This window comes from Psychrobacter sp. T6-4 (genome assembly GCF_052258425.1).
Taxonomy (GTDB): domain Bacteria; phylum Pseudomonadota; class Gammaproteobacteria; order Pseudomonadales; family Moraxellaceae; genus Psychrobacter.
This window is the reverse complement of record NZ_JBQQEZ010000011.1, coordinates 34987-54324: the sequence shown is the minus strand read 5'-3', so window position 1 is coordinate 54324 and position 19338 is coordinate 34987. Positions and strand designations below refer to the sequence as shown.

Below are 19338 nucleotides of genomic sequence, written 5' to 3'. Positions count from 1 at the left end.
TATTTACTTAACCTAGTATTTACCTTGCTTACTGTTGATTAAGCTGATATGACTATTAGCTTAATGGTAGCTTTTATAAGTCAACAGTATAGATAAAGGCTATATATAATAAAAACAGATTGATAAGATAGAACCTATTTGTTTTTTGGGTTAATATGCTAGTAGCTCTTGTAAACTGTAGGGTATAGAGACAAGTTGTGGGGTATAGAGACGATGAAAAAAGCGCCGCAGACCGTACCGAAGATTACGTTAAAGCAGCTAGCTGTGTTTGTGAGTATTTATCAGACAGGCAGCACCAGTTGTGCGGGTAAAGAGCTGCATCTATCACAATCAGCGGTCAGTAGTGCGCTCAGTACCTTGGAGACGCGCTTGCAGATGCCGCTGTTTGAGCGCGTAGGACGTAGGCTCACCCCTCATGCCAACGCTCAGCCTATCTATGTTCAAGCGCAAGCGTTACTTGGACAAGCCTTGACGCTTGAGCATTATCATAAGCATCAAGCAGGGCAGATGCATATTGGCGCGAGTACCACTATTGGCAATTATGTGTTGCCAAGCCTCTTGGCCCAGATGTATAAGACGCTGCCAGAAGCTAACATCGAGACCTATATCGCTAACACGCAAGAAGTCGTTAGCGAGATTGAGCAGCTTAATATCGATATTGCACTGGTGGAGGGTATGCCAAGGCCAAGCGATAGTAAAGTGATTGAGCAGCGCGCTTGGCGTACCGACAAGCTCATCATATTTGCTAAGCATGATAGTAAATGGCTGACAGATATTGCTAAGAGTGATGATGATAGTTATACGCTTACCCTTGGGCAATTAGCGACGCGGCCGTTGTTGGTACGAGAGGCGGGATCTGGCACGCGGCAAATAATCGATGAGCAGTTATTGCAGTATCTGCCAAATGCTGAGGTGATTCGCGCGGTAAGTCAGTCTGAGGCCATCAAAAATATGGTCAGCGCTGATATTGGACTAGGCTGTCTATCGCAGCATATCATTGAGACAGAACTTGCTACAAAGTCGCTGGTACAAGTTAAAGTTGCCAGTATCGATCTATCACGCACATGGTGGCTGGTATGGCATAAGGCTCGGCACCAAAGCCCTATCTGGCAAACCTTTATCGATATTATTGAGCAGCAGTGATTGCACTAGGATCAAAAAAAGCGCGACATCATTGATGATATCGCGCTTTTACTTTATCTATTAAAGCTAAATACTTATATCAAGTCATTACCTTGTCACAGGCTTATCAAGCCGAACCACGAAGCTGTCGCAAGGCACGTTTGGCAAGATATTATCAGCAGTCGCCCCGCTTATCCAAGCAGCAATCCCTGAGCGTTTATGACGACCGATAACCAGTAGATCGACGTCGTTTTTGTGACAGTAGCTCACAATACCTTCGCTACTTGAGATGGCAGTAGTCACTTGAGAGGTTTCTGCATTTAATTGATTACGCTCCAAAAACTGCGCTAATTTCGCTCGTGCTTCTTGACAGCGTTCATCATCGATCTCATCGTATAGGCTGGAGGCGGGTACTAGCTCGTAGCCAAAACCGACCATCGTGTCTTTGACGATATGGAGTACCGATAGCTTAGAGCCTGGGCGATTATCGACGATACGTTTGGCCTTTTGCGCGACGATATCGGCATCAGAGAGCAGGTCGGTAACTAGTAAAATATGCTCATATTTCATTATGTTGTCCTCATGGCAGATAGTATCTACTATAGCACCACTGCTAGCCGCTGTTAAGTAGAGCTCGTCTATCTTAGCTTCTACTTTAAGCTATTTATAATGGTCTAACTATTTAGGTACTGGCTGATCAAGCTTGACGACTAAGCTATCGCACGGCGCGTTGGGTAAGATGTTATCGGCGGTGGCACCTACTAGCCAAGCGGCGATACCGCGGCGCTCATGACGCCCAATGATGAGCAGATCAACCTCTTTTTCGTGGCAGTATTTGACAATCCCTTTGTCGTTAGAGATAGCGGCGGTGACCTCAGAGTTGACCGCCTCTAATTGATTACGCTCCAAAAACTGTGCCAATTTGGCTCGGGCGGCTTGCCAATGCGCGCCATCTTTTTCTCCTGATAAGCTCGACGCTGGAATGAGCTCATAACCGAAGCGTATCATGTCATCTTCGACGATATGCAGTACCGATAACCTAGTATCAGGCGAGCCTGCGATAATGCGTTTGGCGCGCTCGGCGACGATATCGGCATCTGATAATAAATCGGTAACCAGTAAAATATGCTGATAACTCATAACATGCTCCTTATTATTTATAAAATGGCTACCTTGATAGTAACAGCACCACTAAGCATTGTTAAGGATTAAATCCATAATTTAATTAGGGTTATAAAAGACGGCATTTTTACTTTTTTAAAGAGTGAAGAGAGGCGGCGAATATAACAATTGAGAGCTAAGGTCTGACTTGACTTATCACCGCGCAAGCCCCATCTCACAGCGACGATATTTATAAATGTATTTTGCCAATAAAAGCACAACGATAAACAATAAGGATAACTATGAGCGACACGATCACTGATATACATGCCCAAACACAAGCTGATATCGACTTGACCTTGCACCCAGCATTCGAGCTGATCGAGCATCGTCATATTGAGGCGCTCTCGATAGACGTTCTCATCAGCCAGCATGTCAAGACGGGCGCGATGCATTATCATTTGGCGCATCCTAGTGACGAAAATGCGTTTTTGGTCGGGTTTCGGACTCAGCCAATGGATTCAAAAGGCGAGGCGCATATCCTTGAGCACGTCGCATTATGCGGCTCCAAAAAGTTCCCCGTACGTGATCCGTTCTTTTCGATGATCAAGCGCTCTTTGAATACCTTTATGAATGCGATGACGGCGGCGGATTGGACAGCGTATCCCTATGCCACGCAAAACAAAAACGACTATTTTAACTTGTTAGATGTCTACCTGGATGCCGCCTTCTTTCCCAATATTCATCCGCTTGATTTTGCGCAAGAAGGTATTCGTGTTGAATTAAACGAAGAGGATAAGCCGCAATTTAAGGGTATTGTCTTCAATGAGATGAAAGGGGCGATGAGCGGCGAGATTGACCAGCTCTATCATACGGTCGCCCATCATCTGTTCCCAACGACCACCTACCATTACAACTCAGGCGGCGATCCTGCAGACATTCCTGATTTGACCCATACAGAGCTTGTTGAGTTTCACAAAAGTCACTATCATCCGTCAAACAGCGTGATTATGAGCTTTGGTAATATTCCAGTGCGTGAGACGCAAGCGAAAATACACCAAGACGCGTTGGCTGAATTTGAGACCGGTCAAAAGCATGTGTCGCGCCCAGAAGTGCGCTTGCCTGCGCCGATTAGTGCAACCGACACGTATACTGCTGACGAGGCAGGGCCCAATCAGACTCATCATGTGGTGGCTTGGTTGCTACCGTCGATTACTGATCCTAAGCAGCGCCTTGCACTGCGCCTATTAGAGGGCGTATTGATTGAGCATGCTGGCTCGCCACTGCGCGCCTATTTGGACAGTCATGCGCTAGGCCGCGCGCCAAGTCCGCTATTGGGACTCGATGATAGTCATTATGAGATGGTTTTTTATACTGGTCTTCGCGGCTCTGAGCCCGAGCACGCAGAAGCGGTCGAGCAGGGGATTATCGACCTGTTAACCGATGTGGCAAGCCGACCTGTTGATGATGAAACGATTGAAACCATCTTGCATCAGATTGAGATCGATCAGCGTCATATTGGCGGCGATAGCATGCCTTATGGTCTAAATTTATTGTTAGAAGGCTTTAGCACCGCCATTCATGACGGCAACCCTATCGATGTATGGGAAGTCGATGAGCACCTATTATGGCTGCGCGAGCAAGTCAAGGATAAGCAGTGGTTGCCAAACTTAATCAAGACCCATCTGCTGGATAACCCGCACCGCGTCCGTATCACTATGGCGCCTGATAGCGAGAAGTCGGCGCGCCTGATCGCAGCGGAGCAAGTACGCCTTGATACGATAGCGATGGATTTGAGTGCTGATGATAAGGATATTTTAAAAAAACAAGCACTGGATTTAGCCGCGCGTCAGGCTGCCCCTGATGATGTGAGCTTACTTCCCAAGGTTGGCTTAGAAGATGTACCAACCGATATCAGCTTTAAAGAAGGCACACAAAAACAGGTCACGCTAAGCGGACAACAGAGCACGCTGTTTGAATACGAAGCGGGCACCAATGGCTTGTACTATTATCAAGTCGTTGTGCCGCTCACGGATGCGATCAACGCAGCCAACGTGGATAATTTGCCTGCTAACGATGTCATCAATCATCCGCTACTACCGATTTATTTAAGCTTGCTATCAGAGCTGGGTACGGACTCGCTAGATGCTTATGAGATGCAAGCCAAACAAGCGGCGCATTCATCAGGCGTGACCGCACGTATTAGCCAGCGTACTAGCATCGATGATAGCCAAACGATTAGCAGCTACTTTGTGGTCGCAACGCGCGCGCTTAATCGTAAGCCTGAGGCGATCGATCTGCTCAAAGAAGTCATGGAACATAGTGTCTTTAGTGAGCACGACCGTATCAAAGAGATCTTGCAGCAGCGCGCGGCCAGTTGGCAGTCAAGACTTGCTGGCGCAGGTCACGCCTATGCGCTGCAAACGGCCAGTCGCGGCATGAGCCGTCAAGCGCAGCTTGAATACGTTCGTAGCGGCTTACCAGCATTAAACGCACTCAAGGACTTTTTGGGTCATGCCAGCGATGACGCGGCGCAATGGGACAAGCTTGCAATGAGTTTGATGGACTTACATCAGCGTCTAATCAGTCTACCTAAGCACGCCATTATCGTTTGTGAAGCTGAGCAAACTGAGCGTTTAAGTCAGCTTATCGTTGATAGTTGGAAGGACAGTGCGGCATCAAGTGTGAAGCCTGCGTTAACGGATGCTGATATTCCAAGTGAATTTAGTGCTTTGACTCTAGATGCTACGCTTAATGGCGAGGTGGACGCGGCGCATAGGCTTGAGCATAATCCTATCGTAGAGGATATTGCTTGGCTTGTCGCCACCAATGTCTATCATAACGCTAGCGCCTACACTGTCCCTGCCGCCGACCATCCAGATACTGCAGCTTTAATGGTATTAGCGCCTTATCTACGTAATGGCTATTTGCATAGCGCTATTCGTGAGCGCGGCGGCGCTTATGGCGGCGGGGCGGGTTATGATGCCAATGCCTGCGCCTTTAAATTCTTTAGTTACCGTGATCCGCATTGTGAGCAGACTTTCGCGCACTTTGATGCCAGCATCGAGTGGCTAATTAATGAGCCGCAAACGGATGAGCAGTTAGAGGAGGCGATACTAGGGATCATCTCTGGTATGGATAAGCCAGGCTCACCTGCAGGCGAGGCGATCAAAGCCTGTTTCACTAATCTACATCACCGCGGTCCTGAGTGGCAACGCAAAATGCGCGCGGCGATACTAGCGGTCACGACTCAAGACTTACAGCGCGTCGCTGGGCAGTATCTACAAGGCCAACAGCACGTGCGCTCAGTGCTTGCACCCTTTGATAAAGAAGAAGATGTAAAGGCGCTAGGCTTTAAAGTATGTAAAATTAAGAGCTAAAAGGTGGGTTTAGTCATAGATACGAGAAAACCGCCGTCTTTATTAGGATGGCGGTTTTTTAATTAGATAGAATCGCTTATTGTGTGCTCACCATAAACATTTTTAGTAACGCTTGATGCTCTTGTCTTTACCGACATAATCTTGATGAATAGGGAACTGCTTAACCTCATCAAACTGTTTGCGATCAGCAAAATAGCTGGTCAAAGTCCGGCGTACCGCTTCAAAAGCGATCTCATCCCAAGGAATATCTTCTTCTTTGAATAAAGCCGTATCGAGACTCTCAGAGCCAATGCCATAAGCGCCGTCTTTTAGATCACATAAGTAAATGACATATATTTGACCAATATCAGGGATATCATATAGACAATATAACTGAGGGTTGATGACGACGGCATCTGCCTCCTCAAAGCTCTCGCGAGCAGCGCCCTCCGCCATCGTCTCGCCATTTTCCATAAAGCCTGCTGGTATCGTCCACAGCCCATATTGCGGCTCAATCGCTCGGCGACACAGCAATACTCTATCCTCATGGATAACTAAAGAGCCGCAAATCACTTTTGGGTTCTCGTAGTGGATGTAGTGACAGTTGGGGCAAACCAAGCGCGGCATATTGTCAGTGGCAGGTATCTTGCGCTCAGCTTCATGGCCACAATTGAGACAAAATTGCATAGTTACAGCCTTTTTTGGTAAATTTTAGAGGTTGCGCTTTTATTAATCTAAGATAGCACAAATTGGCAGCAAACTGAGCGCTGCTAACAGGAATACACCATTTGTCATCTGCACTTAAACGGCGGTTGTAACACAAAAACTAAATTACCTTAAACCCAATATGGGGCAGAGCTACTAGTATAATTTAAGGCCTCTTAAGTGCAAAGCGCCAAGTCAGCAAGGAGAATTCATACCAGTAGCATGTATGTATCAGTATATTGATCTATTATATCGCTTGAGCCTTGATGTTATACGCAGCAAGCTTTTAAAAAAAGAGTAAGCAATGCGTAGTCACACAAAGCACATGCAGCAAGTGTCAAAGTCAGCTAGTCTGTACTGATGTGGTCTTTTAAATGCAGTTTTGAAGTTGTGAACCCTTACCAATATCTTGGATAGTGGCGGCCTCTACCAATATTATTATAAATTAGGGCGACTATCACTAAAGCGATTGCTCCTATCAACGTTGGCGTAATCAAAAAGTGCCATTTGACTCCGCCGAGCATCACGATTAATGGGTTTGAACCTGCTGGTGGGTGCGGTACTCGAAACAATAGCATAAGCGCGATAGCCGTACCGACAGCGAGAGCCAGGCTCCACCATTCAATACCAAACAAGGTCATAAAGGTTAAGCCAGTCAAGGTCGTAATAAAATGACCGCCGACGATATTTCTAGGCTGAGCAAAAGGGCTCTCTGGGTAAGCAAAGATAAGCAAGCAGCTGGCACCAAAAGATCCCAAAATCATAGCCACGTTTTGCCAGTCGCCTATTAGTGCAAGTGCTGCTGTAGCAAGCGTACCTCCAAGCCAAGCGAGTACGATAATAAATAGTGGCAATCTTTGAGGGCAGTCATCGAGCTTGCCTTGCATCTTGCTCAATGAAAAAATCTTATTCACAGGGGTATCCTAAATCGTCTAACAACAAATATCAAAGCGCGGCTATTCTACTACGCGCAGATATTTTATACATCAAGGATAGAGTCTTTTGATTCTCGTTGATAATAACGTTATGACATTTAGTACTCATTTTAAACTTATAGGGCAATAATAATGACCATACCGCAGCAGCTTATCCTCCCTGATGACTTGTCAGTGGCGCTGCCCGACTATATCCATCAGCCCGTGCTCAGGCAATTGGCCGAACGTATGCAATACGATATGCTTGGTCACATGACGCAAGCTTTGCGCCATGATACCGATCACGCTTCTCAAAGCGCGCGTATTTTAGAGCGTCTGTATCAGACGCCTATTGCAGATGCATCAATATTGGTCGCCATCACTAACGAGGCGCGTCCTAGACTACTCTTAACCCGCCGCGCCGCGCACATGAATAGCCACGCAGGTGAGGTGTCTTGCGCTGGCGGTAAGCATGAGCATTATGACGGCAACAATGTAATAACCGCGCTGCGTGAGGCTTGCGAGGAGACCGCGCTACCACCGAATAAGGTGCAACTGCTAGGTCAATTGCCCATCCAAACCTCAAAGAGTGGCATGAGCGTACGCCCAATTGTGGCTTTGATTGAGCCAAATTTAGAGTTAGTGCCTGAGATTGGGGAGATTTCACGGATATTTTGGGCAGACTTTGAGCGCTTAATAACTCAGCCGACTATCGAGTATGCCATCGAGTATACGATGATGGAGCAGACCGCGACTATCGTAACGCCCAGCTGGCAGATTGAAGGCGAGACTGTTTGGGGGCTTACTGGTAAAGTATTGGCAAGCTTACTTGAGACCGGCTTTGATAGGCAACTGGAATGGTACTACCGCATGCAAGAGTCTGGCCTAGATATTGGTCGTTAAATGCGACCCACCCTTATGCAGCTATTTATAATAGTTGTCATTCTTTTTGAGCCACCAGTTCATATTATCCTGACGCTTAGCGCGAAACGCTTCAAGCTTACGCGCGGCGGCAGCATTGTGCTGGCGCGCGGTATCTAAGGCAAACAAAATCGGCACAGAGGATAGCACGCCAAAGCGAATTTTTGATTTGGGCAGATCTAAACCATCGCCAATATCGTCACCAACGAGGGTACGCGTGACACTGGCATTGACCATCTCGACAAAGCGTCCGCGGCGATTGTCCTCGCCCATCAGCTGACGCGGCAAATCATGCAGCGCCTTAGCCAAAGGCTGTCCCATTTTAAAATCAAGCTGCTGAATAGACAGATAAGTATAGAGCCACTCCCAGCAGGCCGCCTCATCTTTTGGCAAGCGCTCCAAATCCACCCCCATCCAATAACTGGCAAGATTCCATAAGTGCAAAATGCCCTCGGCCTCCTCGTTACTCATGCGTGCACCAAGCAATCTAAGACCGCGCATAATCAGCAGTGAAAACTGCAAATGAGTGGCAATCATATCAGTCTGATTGATCGGAATGCCCCAATAATCGCTATTCCAACTCCCATCTGCATTATGGTGCTGAGCCTTGTGTGCGATCACATCATCTGATAGTTTAAGCTTGCCTTTAAGCAGGCTCTGACGTACCAAGGTATGTACTTGACGCACCTTGATGGACTGGCGCCAACCCTCCGAGCCAACAGCGAGCACATGTTCTATATTACGCGTGTCATCTGACAACTGCGGATGCTCAGATACGGCGAGGATATAAGCATACGTGCGCATCAGACGCGGCAGCGCATCATGCATCAGCGCGCCAGTTTGCAATAGCGGTAGTGATAGCGCTGGGATACTATAGCCTGCCATGAGTGCCACGTTACGCAGTAGCCAGATCAGCATTAAAGGATAGCGCCGATAAGCAATAGCGCCTATCTCAGCAAGTTTAGGATCAAACCAAGAGGGCTGCGCGCTGAACTGCTCAGTTAGTGCGACAAAAGAGGGGTGGTTGGCTGTACGGGTATCGGGTGTAGAGTTGCCCAAAATGGATTGCTCTAATGGCTTGGCAAACCGTATACCGTCACCTGCCAAGCTATCAGCAATAGGGTCGCCAATATCGTAGCCTGCGACGATCTCATCGAGCAGGCGCTGCGAGATGACAAAGTCTTTGGGCAATAAATAGCGCTTGATACGGCGCAGCACTTGTAAATCGCTATGGTCATCGATAGACGTTGTGCGTCCATGACGCCGATAATTGGCGCTAGTCGTCTTGGTGCTAGTAGTCTTGGACATTATAGTAGAGTCGTAGGAGTCATTGGGGTCTTTTGCAGTCATAATAGTAATGTACCATTATGCGTGACTTTAATAGTAAGCGTGTGTCATAAATTGGTAGCGTATTACCAGTTTTGCGTTGATTTCTGGACTGGTAATACGCCTGTTGTTTAGCGAAAAATCAATGGCGAGTCAAATCAACAGAAGTATTGCTAACCTCTTCTTTTAGCGTGTACTTGAGCATCAGATACCCTGCAACCCCCGAGACGATTGAACCCATAATGATACCTAAGCGCTCATCGAACATAGGCGTACCGCCGCCAAAAGCCAAACCACCGATAAACAAACTCATCGTAAAGCCTACGCCGCAAAGCAAGGCTGCGCCGTAGATTTGCTTAAAGTTCATCGCCTTTGGCATGGTTGAGAGACCCAGTTTGAATATCAACCAACACATCGCCATAACACCAACTTGCTTACCGATAAACAAGCCTGCGGCGATACCGAGCGGAACCGAGTGAAACAGCTCAGCGACGCCTGCGCCTTTAAGGGAGATACCTGAGTTGGCAAAAGCAAACAGCGGTAAAATAGCAAAGGCAACGGTGTTGTGTAGATCATGCTCAAGCTCCTCTAAGGGCGAGTGCTCAGGATCAGTGCGATCAAACATTGGGATAAACAAAGCCAAAACAACCCCTGCCAAAGTCGCATGGACGCCAGATTTGAGCACAGCAATCCACATAATAATGCCAAAGAAAATATAAGGCGTAATATTGGTCACGTTGCGGCGATTAAGGATGTATAAGAACGGCAAACAAGCGCCTGCAACCGCTAAAGAGAACAAAGATAGATCATTGGTATAAAATAGCGCAATGATTAAGATGGCGCCAATATCATCAAAGATAGCAATAGAGACCAAAAATATCTTGAGCGAGTTGGGGACGCGATTGCCCAGTAAACTTAAAATACCAAGCGCAAACGCAATATCGGTTGCAGCAGGAATCGCCCAGCCTTTGAGGTACTCAGGCTCATGGTAGTTAAACAGGATGTACACAATAGCAGGGGCAATCATACCGCCGACAGCCGCGCCTGCAGGCAAAATGATTTGTTTGAGATTGGATAATTCGCCAACCAAAACTTCGCGTTTGAGCTCAAGTCCTACCAAAAAAAAGAAAACCGCCATTAGACCATCATTGATCCAATGCCGTGCATCTTTTGCAATCTCAAAATCACCAAATTGGATAGCAACGGGCGCATGAATAAAGCCGTTATACCATTCGCTCAGTGGGGTATTGGCAATAATCATTGCAGCAATGGCAGCTAGGGCTAAAATGATACCGCCTGCCGCCTCAAATTCAAAAAATGCCTTGATCCGTCGTATTGCCATAAAATCCTCATCTGCAAAATATACACTACACTCAAATGACGACCTTTATACCATCTTATTTGATAATACTTATCAAAACCTTCGTATCAAAAATGATAATAGCGTGTTTAGATTGCCTATATATTTGAGTGTGATAGCTGAATTTTTAATATTCTTATGCTTATTTTCTTTTATAATAGCGTGCTGTTTGATCGCAAATCTTCAAAGTCTTTATCATAGAATATAACGCGTTGACATGATAGTGTGCGTAAGCGTTAGTGAGTCAGTTATACCAAATTTAACAGACTTTGCTTGATTTCACCATTTTTATAGTGCTATTGATTCGGCATTAATATCTCATTAGCGATACATCTGATGGTAATACTAAGGCAAGTTTTATGGATATATCGCTATCTTTAGAAGTGATTTTGATGCTAACGGCAGTCGCGGCGTTAGCAGGCTTTATCGACGCTATCGCAGGCGGCGGCGGTTTGCTGACCATACCTGCCATGCTCCTTGCCAATATTCCGCCTGTACTCACCCTTGGCACCAATAAATTGCAAGCAGCGTCAGGGGCGCTTGCGGCGTCCATCACTATGATAAAAAAGGGCGTGGTAAAGCCTGCCCGTATTAAAGTGGCGATTATCGCCGCGTTCATCGGCTCAGTCATAGGGACGATTGCCGTACAGTTGTCGCCGCCAGATCTGCTTGAGACGCTTATTCCCTTTTTGATTGCCGCTATCGGTATCTATACTTTGTTTGCGCCAAATCTAGGGGAGGTGGAAGCCGCGCCGCGTATCTCAGAGGGCAAATGGCAAAAAGTAGTCGCGCCACTCATCGGCTTTTATGATGGTTACATTGGCCCAGGCACAGGGATGTTCTTTGCACTAGGGAATGTGGCGCTGCGCGGTCGGCAGATTATTGAGGCCACAGGCGCGGCAAAGGTGCTAAATCTATCGACCAATATAGGCTCACTGATATTTTTTATTTTGGGCGGTAATGTGCTGTGGAAAGTGGGTCTTGCGATGATGGTCGGACAGATCATCGGCGCATATTTTGGCTCACATATGGTGGTCAAAGGCGGCAGCAAGCTGATTCGTCCAGTGATTGTCCTAGTATGTTTGGCGATGGTGACCAAATACGTTTTTGGTTAAAGGGCTGTCAATTGACAGCACAGAGCGATCAAAAATACCTCAGCCAATTTTGAACTGAGGTCTTTTTTTGGGTGAGTCTTTTGTTTTTGTGAGTCAATTAGCGACGTCGATCGACATCATCGTATTCGCTCCCCATGAGACCATCACTAAACACTTTGGAGAATTCGCGCTCGTTCTCTTCATCGATATGACCATCAAAGACGTCTTTGGCACCAGCAAAAGGATCGTTGTAGATTGCCACGTTCATCTTATTCTCAGACTTAGCGACGATCGTGGTCACTGCCGCATCACCGCCAACGTTCACCGCTGTCCGTAGCATATCGAGAATACGATCAACACCCAATATGAGACCGATACCTTCGATAGGAAGACCCACTTGCGAGAACACCATAGAGAGCATGATAAGCCCTACGCCTGGCACACCCGCCGTACCAATAGAGGCAAGTACGGACATCAAAATCACGGTCAGATATTCAGTCACCCCAAGATCAATACCGTAGACGTTGGCGATAAAGATAGTCGCCGTTCCCTGCATAATTGCCGTACCATCCATATTGATCGTTGCACCAAAGGGTACAGTAAAGGAGGCCACTGAGTTGTCCACGCCCATGCGCTTAGTTACGGTACGCAGAGTAATCGGAATCGTCGCATTCGAGCTTGAAGTACTAAATGCAAAAATCTGTACTTCGCGCATTTTTGCCAAAAAGGTTTTGATCGATAACCTTGAGAACAGCTTGAGGACGATCATCATAGTAATGAAAAAATGGAAGGCCAGTGAGCCCACTAGCACCGCAACATAACCGAGCAGTGACCAGATGAGATCTAAACCCAGCTCTGCCATCGCTTTGGTTAGTAGCGCAAAGACACCATAAGGCGCAAGATTCATAATGATAGTCACCATCTTTAAGATGACCTCATTGATAAGCTCTAAGCTTTGCACTAAGCCTTTGGCAGGTTTGCCTACCATCAAGATACTAATACCGATCAATACTGCAAAAAAGATGATCGATAGCATATCGCCATTCGCCATTGCGCTAATGGGGTTGGAGGGGATAATGTTAGAGAAGACATCAAGTAGAGGTGGCGCTGCTGCTGCCTCAAATTCAGCTTCGGTGGCTACATCCATGCCTTTACCGATACCAAAGAGGATACCCAAACCAATAGCAGTCGCAATGGCCAGCGCTGTGGTCATCATATAGATCATAAAGGTTTTGGTGCCGATACGACCGAGCAGGCGAATATCGCCGATACCACACACCCCGCAAATCAAGGAGATTAATACTAGCGGTACAACTAGCATCTTAAGCGAGTTGACAAATAACTTACCGATAATAGCCAAAAAGCCATTGGTAAAATAAGTATTAACAAAACTGCCTTCTGCATTTAATCCAAAATAGTTTATACCCAGACCCAGTATGATACCGAGCACCATGGCAACGATGATCTTGCCCGTCAGTCCCATATTTTTCCACATAAGATATATCCTTTAATTGTGTGCCTGACAGTAGTCAATTTAATGTTATCGTTATTAGCATCCTTGCTATGACATAAAAACAATGCATCAAAACAGCAACATCATATCCATTTATTAGACGATCGACGTATATACAAATGCGCCAGTCCGTTGACTATTGTTACACTTACGCCTTCAATATAAAAGAATTGTTTGGGGCAGTGCAAGAAATTTTTATCACTTATTGCAGTGCACTTTTGCATAAGCCGTTGCTATTGATGTTTATTGCTATTTATTATTCTAAAACTTAAAAGAGTGACTATAAGAAATTTTAATTTAGACATTAAAAAAGCAGGACTACCGATAAAGGGGAGTCCTGCTTAGTTTAAACGCTACGATATTGTCTATTTTTTACCACCAATCAAAATTTTGAAGTGTCACAGCTTCAATGTTTTATGGCTTTAAGAATGTTAAGCGTTGTCGCTTTCATCACGGCGTAAGCCATCTTGCCAATGGGTAGTATCTGACGTTTGCTGCTCTATAGCGTCATGATGGTCATTAGCATCGCTACTATCTATGTTATTTGTACTCTCCACATCACCGCGACTATGGTTGCTACTCATACGCGCGTTCAATATAGATTCAGCATCACGATAACGAGTAGAATCAACATCGCGGTGGCGATGGTCAAGCGCTTCTTTATCAGGATTTGCGTCGCTAAAGTCAGTCTGTACTTGACGCTCGTCTAGCGAGTCTTGCTCACGGGTCATCTCGATATCACCATCGCTCTCATAACCGTGATTGGGATTGGCGTCGCCTGTCGACTCATGAGTATGTGCGGCAGCCTCAATATTATCAGTGCTGGCGTCATGGCTTTGAGCAGTACCTTCGCTATGATTGTTATCAGTAGCGTCATTAGCCTGTGTTGTTGACTCAACGCTATGAGCCGCTTGTGCCTCACTCTTGAGCTGCGCGTAATCTGTAAGCTGATTGACTGCGTTTTCAAGCGTATGCGGGTTATAGCGCTCTTGCGCCTCTAAAAGATGCTCGTCAAACACATCGGTCAATAACGAATCAAAACGTAGCCCATTATAGTTGATGAGTTGCTCCGCCTCATCTTCGCTAATCTCCCCACTTTGGCTGGCATGAACCACGTGATCCTCAAAGGTTAAACCCTCAAACTCTCCGCTATGCTCTGCCTTTTTGAACTTTTGCCATAGGGGTTCTATGGATAATAGCGCTTGATAGGCATTCTCCATACGGCCTGTAACATCATCAGATTCAGTATTGTAATACACCATCGTTTTTAGATAATCCCGAAATGGATTGGACTCAAAATCATCCATAAAGGTATCACCAAGCTTGGTTTTGAGCGCGTCGCTTGGCGGGGTAAAGATGCGCCCATTCGGGAAGGTGACAAACCCAACGAGCGCCGCTGCCATACGATTCGGGAAATTTTCAAAGAAAGATTCAAAGGCTTCTTGAATAGTATATAAGCTATTTTGTAGAGCGACTTCTGCGTGCAAACGCTCCGCTTCTGACTTACTGCCATGCTCATAAAATTGCAAAATAGCTGTGGCAATAAACAGATGAGCATGAATATCTGCTAAGCGCCCTGAGAGCATCTCTTTGCGCTTGAGATCGCCTGCCAAAAGGCCAAGCGCCATATCAGCGGTCAAAGCAAAACTGGCACTTAGGCGATTGATATGTTTGTAGTAGGGACGAGTAAACTTGTCGGCAAAGCTTGGCGCTTTACCACTACCACCGAGATATCCTGCAACAAAGGCTCTAGCGCCGCGGTTAAAAGTATAGCCTAAATGCTTAAAGAATAGTCCATCAAACTCTTTGAGCGCGCTTTGTTTGTCCTCGCTTTGCAGTAGTTGTAACTCATCGAACAGGTAGGGATGACAGCGCATCGCCCCTTGACCAAATATCATCAAAGATCGGGTCAAAATATTTGCGCCCTCAACAGTGATAGAAACGGGTATCGCTTGATAAGGAATCGCCAAAAAATTGCGCGGACCCATTTGAATAGCGCGCCCACCGACCACGTCCATACCATCGTTAACCACGCCGCGCATAGTTTCGGTCGCATAATATTTTGCCATAGCAGTCATCACAGACGGCGTGCCGCCTTGATTAAGGCCACAAGTCACTAAGTGACGAAAGGCCTCTAACATATAAGTCTGGCTGGCAATACGGCTCGTCGCGTCTTGTACGCCTTCAAACTTACCGACTGAGATTTTGAACTGCTCACGCACTTTGGCAAAGGCGCCCACAGACAAATAGCTCATCTCGCTCGCTGATGTCGACAGCGCAGGCAAAGAGATGCCGCGTCCTACGCCTAGACACTCCATTAGCATACGCCAGCCGCGACCCGCGTTTTCAACGCCGCCGATAATATAATCTAAGGGAATAAATACATCGTTACCATCGACCGTACCATTCATAAAGGGCGAGCCGCTAGGGTAATGACGCGGTCCGATAACGACGCCTTCATGCTCAGCAGGCACGAGCGCGCAGGTAATGCCATAATCTGTCTTGTTCGGATCGCCAAGTAGCGCTTCTGGATCATGCATCTTAAAGGCGAGTCCAACGACCGTTGCGATAGGGGCAAGAGTAATCCAGCGTTTAGAGAAGTTCATACGCAGTCCAAGCACTTGCTCGCCGTCATGAGTGCCGTAGCAGACCACGCCTGTATCAGGAATAGCGCCCGCATCAGAACCTGCTTCTGGTCCTGTTAGACCAAAGCAGGGAATCTCTGTCCCATTAGCTAATCCTGGTAGCCAGCGCTGCTTTTGCTCGTCTGTACCGTAATGCATGAGTAGCTCGCCTGGGCCCAAGGAGTTTGGTACCATGCAGCTGACTGCAGCGGTCGGAGAGCGTGAGGCGATTTTGCTCATGACTCGGCTTTGGGCATAAGAGGTAAAATCCAAGCCGCCGTATTCTTCAGGAATAATCAGTCCCAAAAAGCCATTGTCTTTGATAAATTGCCAAGCCTGCGGTGATAAGTCTTTGTATTCAGTAGTGATCTGCCACTCATCGAGCATAGCGCACAAGGTTTCAACTTCATTATCAATAAAGCTTTGCTCTCTCTCAGACAGCGTAGGATAAGGATACTGAGCAAAGGTATCCCAGTTTGGTGCGCCCATAAACAGCTCTTTTTCCCACCAGCTGGTGCCCGCATCAAGGGCTTCGCGCTCGGTATCGCTCATGCTTGGCATTGCCCCAGCCAAAGTCTTGTAGACAGGCTTAGTGATAAGAGCCTTTCGAATAGGCGTAACAAGCAGTACAAGGCATAACAGCGCAATAGGCGCGCCCAATATCAATGACCAAGGGCTAATAAAAGCGGTGACAATCACTGTGACAATAGCGACAATGCTGCCAGTAACTCTAGATAAGGACAGTAAGAAGATAGCCAGAATCATGGCTAGCTGAATAAGTACTGCTAGAACAAATAAGCCAATCGCCATGACTGTCTCCTTTTTGATAGCAAGAATAGGTATAGTAAATAGTAAAGACTGTTAAGAAGGTATAGAGTCTACAAATTACTTACACAAATATAGCTTCTACTATGAAAGCCTTCTTGACAACTATCAATAGATAAAATGCAACGCTATGTCGAGGATATGTATCGATAAAGACGGATGCCAATAGCTGTAAGGCTTTTTAGTCAATATGATGCCCCATTAATTGCTATTTTGGGTGACATTAAAAATGTAAGTAAATTTTAATAAAACGGCGCCAGACTACTCTCTGCATAAGATAAGGTTTCATTGCGACCGACGATAATGTGATCTATTAGAGATAAATCTAGCAAATCACAAGCTTTTTTGAGCTCAGAAGTTAGTAGATTGTCCGCATTTGAGGGTGCAGCGCCGGTGTGTGGATGATTGTGAGCGATGATAAGCTGACTGGCAGCATGACTGAGCGCATGACGCAGTACATGCTTGATACATACAGAGCAAGACGAGATACCGCCTGTGAAGAGTATCTCAAAGTTGAGAAGGTTGAGCGCATTATCGAGACAAAGTACAGCAAACACTTCACGATGCTCGCCGCGCAGTTGGGTGCTGATATAGTCCTTGACCACTTGCGAGCGACCCAGCGCTTGACCCGTTTTGAGTTTACTATTTAAATAGCGCGTACCCATCTCTAAGGATGCTAGGATTTGCGCGTATTTAGCAGGTCCGATACCGTGACAGGCGAGTACCGTCTCTTTGGGTGCAGCCAAGAGTTCTGCTAGACTACCAAAGTGATCAATCAAGGAGCGTGCCAGCTCAATAGCGGACTGCGAGGGCGTGCCCGTACGCAAAAATATTGCTAATATTTCAGCATCTGATAAGTGCGCGGCACCAAATTTGAGCAGCTTCTCACGCGGCCTATCATCTTCATGCCAGTCTTTAATCGCCATTATGCTTCCTTGTTTGCTTTTTTGTCCTAAATAGAGGTTCGTCGTTTTAAGTACGCGAAACCTTATCTAATTTAGCGCATAATTGTTACTATATGAACCATTTTTGTCCTTTACACTCATTTACTTATTGATGACTTGCTTATGTCAAATATTGTCCTCGCCATTACTGGCGGTATTGCCGCTTACAAATCTGCCTTTTTCGCTCGTCTTTTAATCAAAGCGGGGTTTGAGGTGCGCGTCATTATGACAACTGGCGCGCAGGCCTTTATCACGCCATTAACCTTGCAGGCCTTGACGGGTAACGAGGTGCATACCTCATTACTTGATGAAGAGGCTGAGGCGGGTATGGGTCATATTGAACTGGCCAAATGGGCCGATCTGGTCATTATCGCTCCTGCGTCTGCCAATACGCTGGCACGCCTAGCGATGGGAATGGCAGATGATTTGCTCACGACGGTGTGCCTAGCGACAACAGCCTCTGTCATCATAGCGCCTGCGATGAATCAGCAGATGTGGGCGCATCCTGCGGTCAGTCTCAATATACAGACCCTACGCGATATGAATTATCATATCATCGATCCTGCGAGCGGCGAGCAAGCGTGCGGCGATGTGGGCGCTGGGCGATTGCCTGAGCCTGAGCAGCTGCTTAGCGAGGTGCTACTATTTAACGCCCAAAGACGTATTCCGCAACTGCTCACGGGTAAGCGCGTGGTCATCACCGCAGGCCCAACCGTTGAGGCGATAGATCCAGTACGTTATTTGTCCAATCACTCATCAGGCAAGATGGGTTTTGCTTTGGCGCAAGCATGTCAATACGCAGGTGCCAAGGTCGTTCTAATTGCAGGTGGCAAGGTAGCGCTACCGACGCCGCTGGGTGTTACGCGTATCGATGTGCTGTCGGCAAAAGACATGCTCGTCGCTGCGCAGCAGTGTGTTGAGGGGACGCATAGCGCGATAGCGACTATAAACAAGACATCAGATTTAGATCAGCAAGATCATGCCGCGCACGCTCATCTTCATGAGCACGGAGACTGCGACTGTGATGATGTAGAAATCGATAACAATACGCACGACAATAACGGTACACGTTTAGCTGATATTTTTATCGCCACCGCTGCTGTGGCTGATTATCGTACTGAGGAAGCCGCGCCGCAAAAGATCAAAAAAACCCAAGACGCCATGACGCTAAGCCTAGTCAAAAACCCTGATATTTTAGCGACGATTTCCTTGGCGCATCCTGAGCTATTCGTAGTGGGATTTGCTGCTGAGACGCAAGATGTCGAGCACTACGCGCGCGGCAAGCTAGTCGCCAAAGACTTAGATATCATCGCCTGTAATGATGTCTCACGCGCAGATATCGGTTTTGCGAGTGACGATAATGCTATGCAGGTGTTTTTTGCCAAAGACTATGAGCGCGAGGCGATAAGCTTAGATAAAGCCAGTAAAGATGATATTGCAAAGCAGCTCACTACCATCATCGGTGAGACCCTCTGGCAGCGCAGGCATGGCTAGTAATATTGTCACTACAGTCGCCTTCCTTTTAGCGCT

14 protein-coding genes are annotated in these 19338 nt (G+C 46.8%); 5 read left to right on the top strand and 9 right to left on the bottom strand.

Annotated features, from left to right (window positions below):
- The first annotated feature begins 213 nt into the window (after positions 1 to 213).
- Positions 214 to 1143, top strand: a complete 930-nt coding sequence (locus ACTXGE_RS09040; RefSeq protein WP_435949656.1) for a LysR substrate-binding domain-containing protein — start codon at positions 214 to 216, stop codon at positions 1141 to 1143.
- Positions 1144 to 1230: 87 nt separating this feature from the next.
- Here ACTXGE_RS09040 and ACTXGE_RS09035 read toward each other — a convergent pair whose 3' ends face one another.
- Positions 1231 to 1692 (bottom strand): universal stress protein, encoded by a 462-nt coding sequence (locus tag ACTXGE_RS09035; RefSeq protein WP_317199212.1) that lies wholly within the window; start codon positions 1690 to 1692, stop codon positions 1231 to 1233.
- 108 nt (positions 1693 to 1800) lie between these two features.
- Positions 1801 to 2262, bottom strand: a complete 462-nt coding sequence (locus ACTXGE_RS09030; RefSeq protein WP_435949655.1) for a universal stress protein — start codon at positions 2260 to 2262, stop codon at positions 1801 to 1803.
- A gap of 263 nt (positions 2263 to 2525) precedes the next feature.
- On the opposite strand from ACTXGE_RS09030, the gene ACTXGE_RS09025 reads away from it, so the two are divergent.
- Complete coding sequence (locus tag ACTXGE_RS09025) at positions 2526 to 5603, top strand: insulinase family protein (RefSeq protein WP_443543169.1); 3078 nt, start codon at positions 2526 to 2528, stop codon at positions 5601 to 5603.
- Between the two features lie 102 nt (positions 5604 to 5705).
- Here ACTXGE_RS09025 and ACTXGE_RS09020 read toward each other — a convergent pair whose 3' ends face one another.
- Both ACTXGE_RS09020 and ACTXGE_RS09015 read right to left on the bottom strand, forming a co-directional pair.
- A complete protein-coding gene (locus tag ACTXGE_RS09020; protein WP_443543167.1) occupies positions 5706 to 6269 on the bottom strand; it encodes an NUDIX hydrolase in 564 nt (187 codons plus the stop codon).
- Between the two features lie 416 nt (positions 6270 to 6685).
- Entirely contained in the window at positions 6686 to 7201 is a 516-nt protein-coding gene (locus tag ACTXGE_RS09015; protein WP_317199208.1) for an HPP family protein, read from the bottom strand.
- A 153-nt stretch (positions 7202 to 7354) separates the two neighbouring features.
- On the opposite strand from ACTXGE_RS09015, the gene ACTXGE_RS09010 reads away from it, so the two are divergent.
- A complete protein-coding gene (locus ACTXGE_RS09010; RefSeq protein ID WP_317199207.1) occupies positions 7355 to 8104 on the top strand; it encodes an NUDIX hydrolase in 750 nt (249 codons plus the stop codon).
- Between the two features lie 21 nt (positions 8105 to 8125).
- On the opposite strand, the gene ACTXGE_RS09005 is transcribed toward ACTXGE_RS09010, so the two are convergent.
- Together ACTXGE_RS09005 and nhaA are read right to left on the bottom strand one after the other, a co-directional pair.
- The gene (locus ACTXGE_RS09005) at positions 8126 to 9430 is read right to left on the bottom strand and encodes an oxygenase MpaB family protein (protein WP_443543164.1); all 1305 of its coding nucleotides are present in this window, start codon (positions 9428 to 9430) and stop codon (positions 8126 to 8128) included.
- A gap of 160 nt (positions 9431 to 9590) precedes the next feature.
- A complete protein-coding gene (gene nhaA / locus ACTXGE_RS09000) occupies positions 9591 to 10790 on the bottom strand; it encodes a Na+/H+ antiporter NhaA (protein ID WP_443543162.1) in 1200 nt (399 codons plus the stop codon).
- Positions 10791 to 11167: 377 nt separating this feature from the next.
- Here nhaA and ACTXGE_RS08995 point away from each other — a divergent pair, with 377 nt between their 5' ends.
- Complete coding sequence (locus ACTXGE_RS08995; protein ID WP_317199204.1) at positions 11168 to 11923, top strand: TSUP family transporter; 756 nt, start codon at positions 11168 to 11170, stop codon at positions 11921 to 11923.
- A 97-nt stretch (positions 11924 to 12020) separates the two neighbouring features.
- Here ACTXGE_RS08995 and ACTXGE_RS08990 read toward each other — a convergent pair whose 3' ends face one another.
- From ACTXGE_RS08990 to radC, 3 genes are all read right to left on the bottom strand, one after another.
- Positions 12021 to 13397, bottom strand: a complete 1377-nt coding sequence (locus tag ACTXGE_RS08990; RefSeq protein ID WP_317199203.1) for a dicarboxylate/amino acid:cation symporter — start codon at positions 13395 to 13397, stop codon at positions 12021 to 12023.
- Between the two features lie 449 nt (positions 13398 to 13846).
- Entirely contained in the window at positions 13847 to 16849 is a 3003-nt protein-coding gene (locus tag ACTXGE_RS08985) for an acyl-CoA dehydrogenase (protein ID WP_443543160.1), read from the bottom strand.
- 257 nt (positions 16850 to 17106) lie between these two features.
- Positions 17107 to 17790, bottom strand: coding sequence for a RadC family protein (gene radC / locus ACTXGE_RS08980; RefSeq protein ID WP_443543158.1), 684 nt, complete (start codon positions 17788 to 17790; stop codon positions 17107 to 17109).
- Positions 17791 to 17931: 141 nt separating this feature from the next.
- Here radC and coaBC point away from each other — a divergent pair, with 141 nt between their 5' ends.
- Positions 17932 to 19302, top strand: a complete 1371-nt coding sequence (coaBC, locus tag ACTXGE_RS08975; protein WP_443543156.1) for a bifunctional phosphopantothenoylcysteine decarboxylase/phosphopantothenate--cysteine ligase CoaBC — start codon at positions 17932 to 17934, stop codon at positions 19300 to 19302.
- The last annotated feature ends 36 nt before the right edge of the window (positions 19303 to 19338 follow it).

What these genes read in the sequence shown, in the direction of transcription:
- ACTXGE_RS09040 (WP_435949656.1), top strand. Translation starts at nt 214, where the DNA reads ATGAAAAAAGCGCCGCAGACCGTACCGAAGATTACGTTAAAGCAGCTA.
- ACTXGE_RS09035 (WP_317199212.1), bottom strand. Translation starts at nt 1,692, where the DNA reads ATGAAATATGAGCATATTTTACTAGTTACCGACCTGCTCTCTGATGCC.
- ACTXGE_RS09030 (WP_435949655.1), bottom strand. Translation starts at nt 2,262, where the DNA reads ATGAGTTATCAGCATATTTTACTGGTTACCGATTTATTATCAGATGCC.
- ACTXGE_RS09025 (WP_443543169.1), top strand. Translation starts at nt 2,526, where the DNA reads ATGAGCGACACGATCACTGATATACATGCCCAAACACAAGCTGATATC.
- ACTXGE_RS09020 (WP_443543167.1), bottom strand. Translation starts at nt 6,269, where the DNA reads ATGCAATTTTGTCTCAATTGTGGCCATGAAGCTGAGCGCAAGATACCT.
- ACTXGE_RS09010 (WP_317199207.1), top strand. Translation starts at nt 7,355, where the DNA reads ATGACCATACCGCAGCAGCTTATCCTCCCTGATGACTTGTCAGTGGCG.
- ACTXGE_RS09005 (WP_443543164.1), bottom strand. Translation starts at nt 9,430, where the DNA reads ATGTCCAAGACTACTAGCACCAAGACGACTAGCGCCAATTATCGGCGT.
- nhaA (WP_443543162.1), bottom strand. Translation starts at nt 10,790, where the DNA reads ATGGCAATACGACGGATCAAGGCATTTTTTGAATTTGAGGCGGCAGGC.
- ACTXGE_RS08995 (WP_317199204.1), top strand. Translation starts at nt 11,168, where the DNA reads ATGGATATATCGCTATCTTTAGAAGTGATTTTGATGCTAACGGCAGTC.
- ACTXGE_RS08990 (WP_317199203.1), bottom strand. Translation starts at nt 13,397, where the DNA reads ATGTGGAAAAATATGGGACTGACGGGCAAGATCATCGTTGCCATGGTG.
- ACTXGE_RS08985 (WP_443543160.1), bottom strand. Translation starts at nt 16,849, where the DNA reads ATGGCGATTGGCTTATTTGTTCTAGCAGTACTTATTCAGCTAGCCATG.
- radC (WP_443543158.1), bottom strand. Translation starts at nt 17,790, where the DNA reads ATGGCGATTAAAGACTGGCATGAAGATGATAGGCCGCGTGAGAAGCTG.
- coaBC (WP_443543156.1), top strand. Translation starts at nt 17,932, where the DNA reads ATGTCAAATATTGTCCTCGCCATTACTGGCGGTATTGCCGCTTACAAA.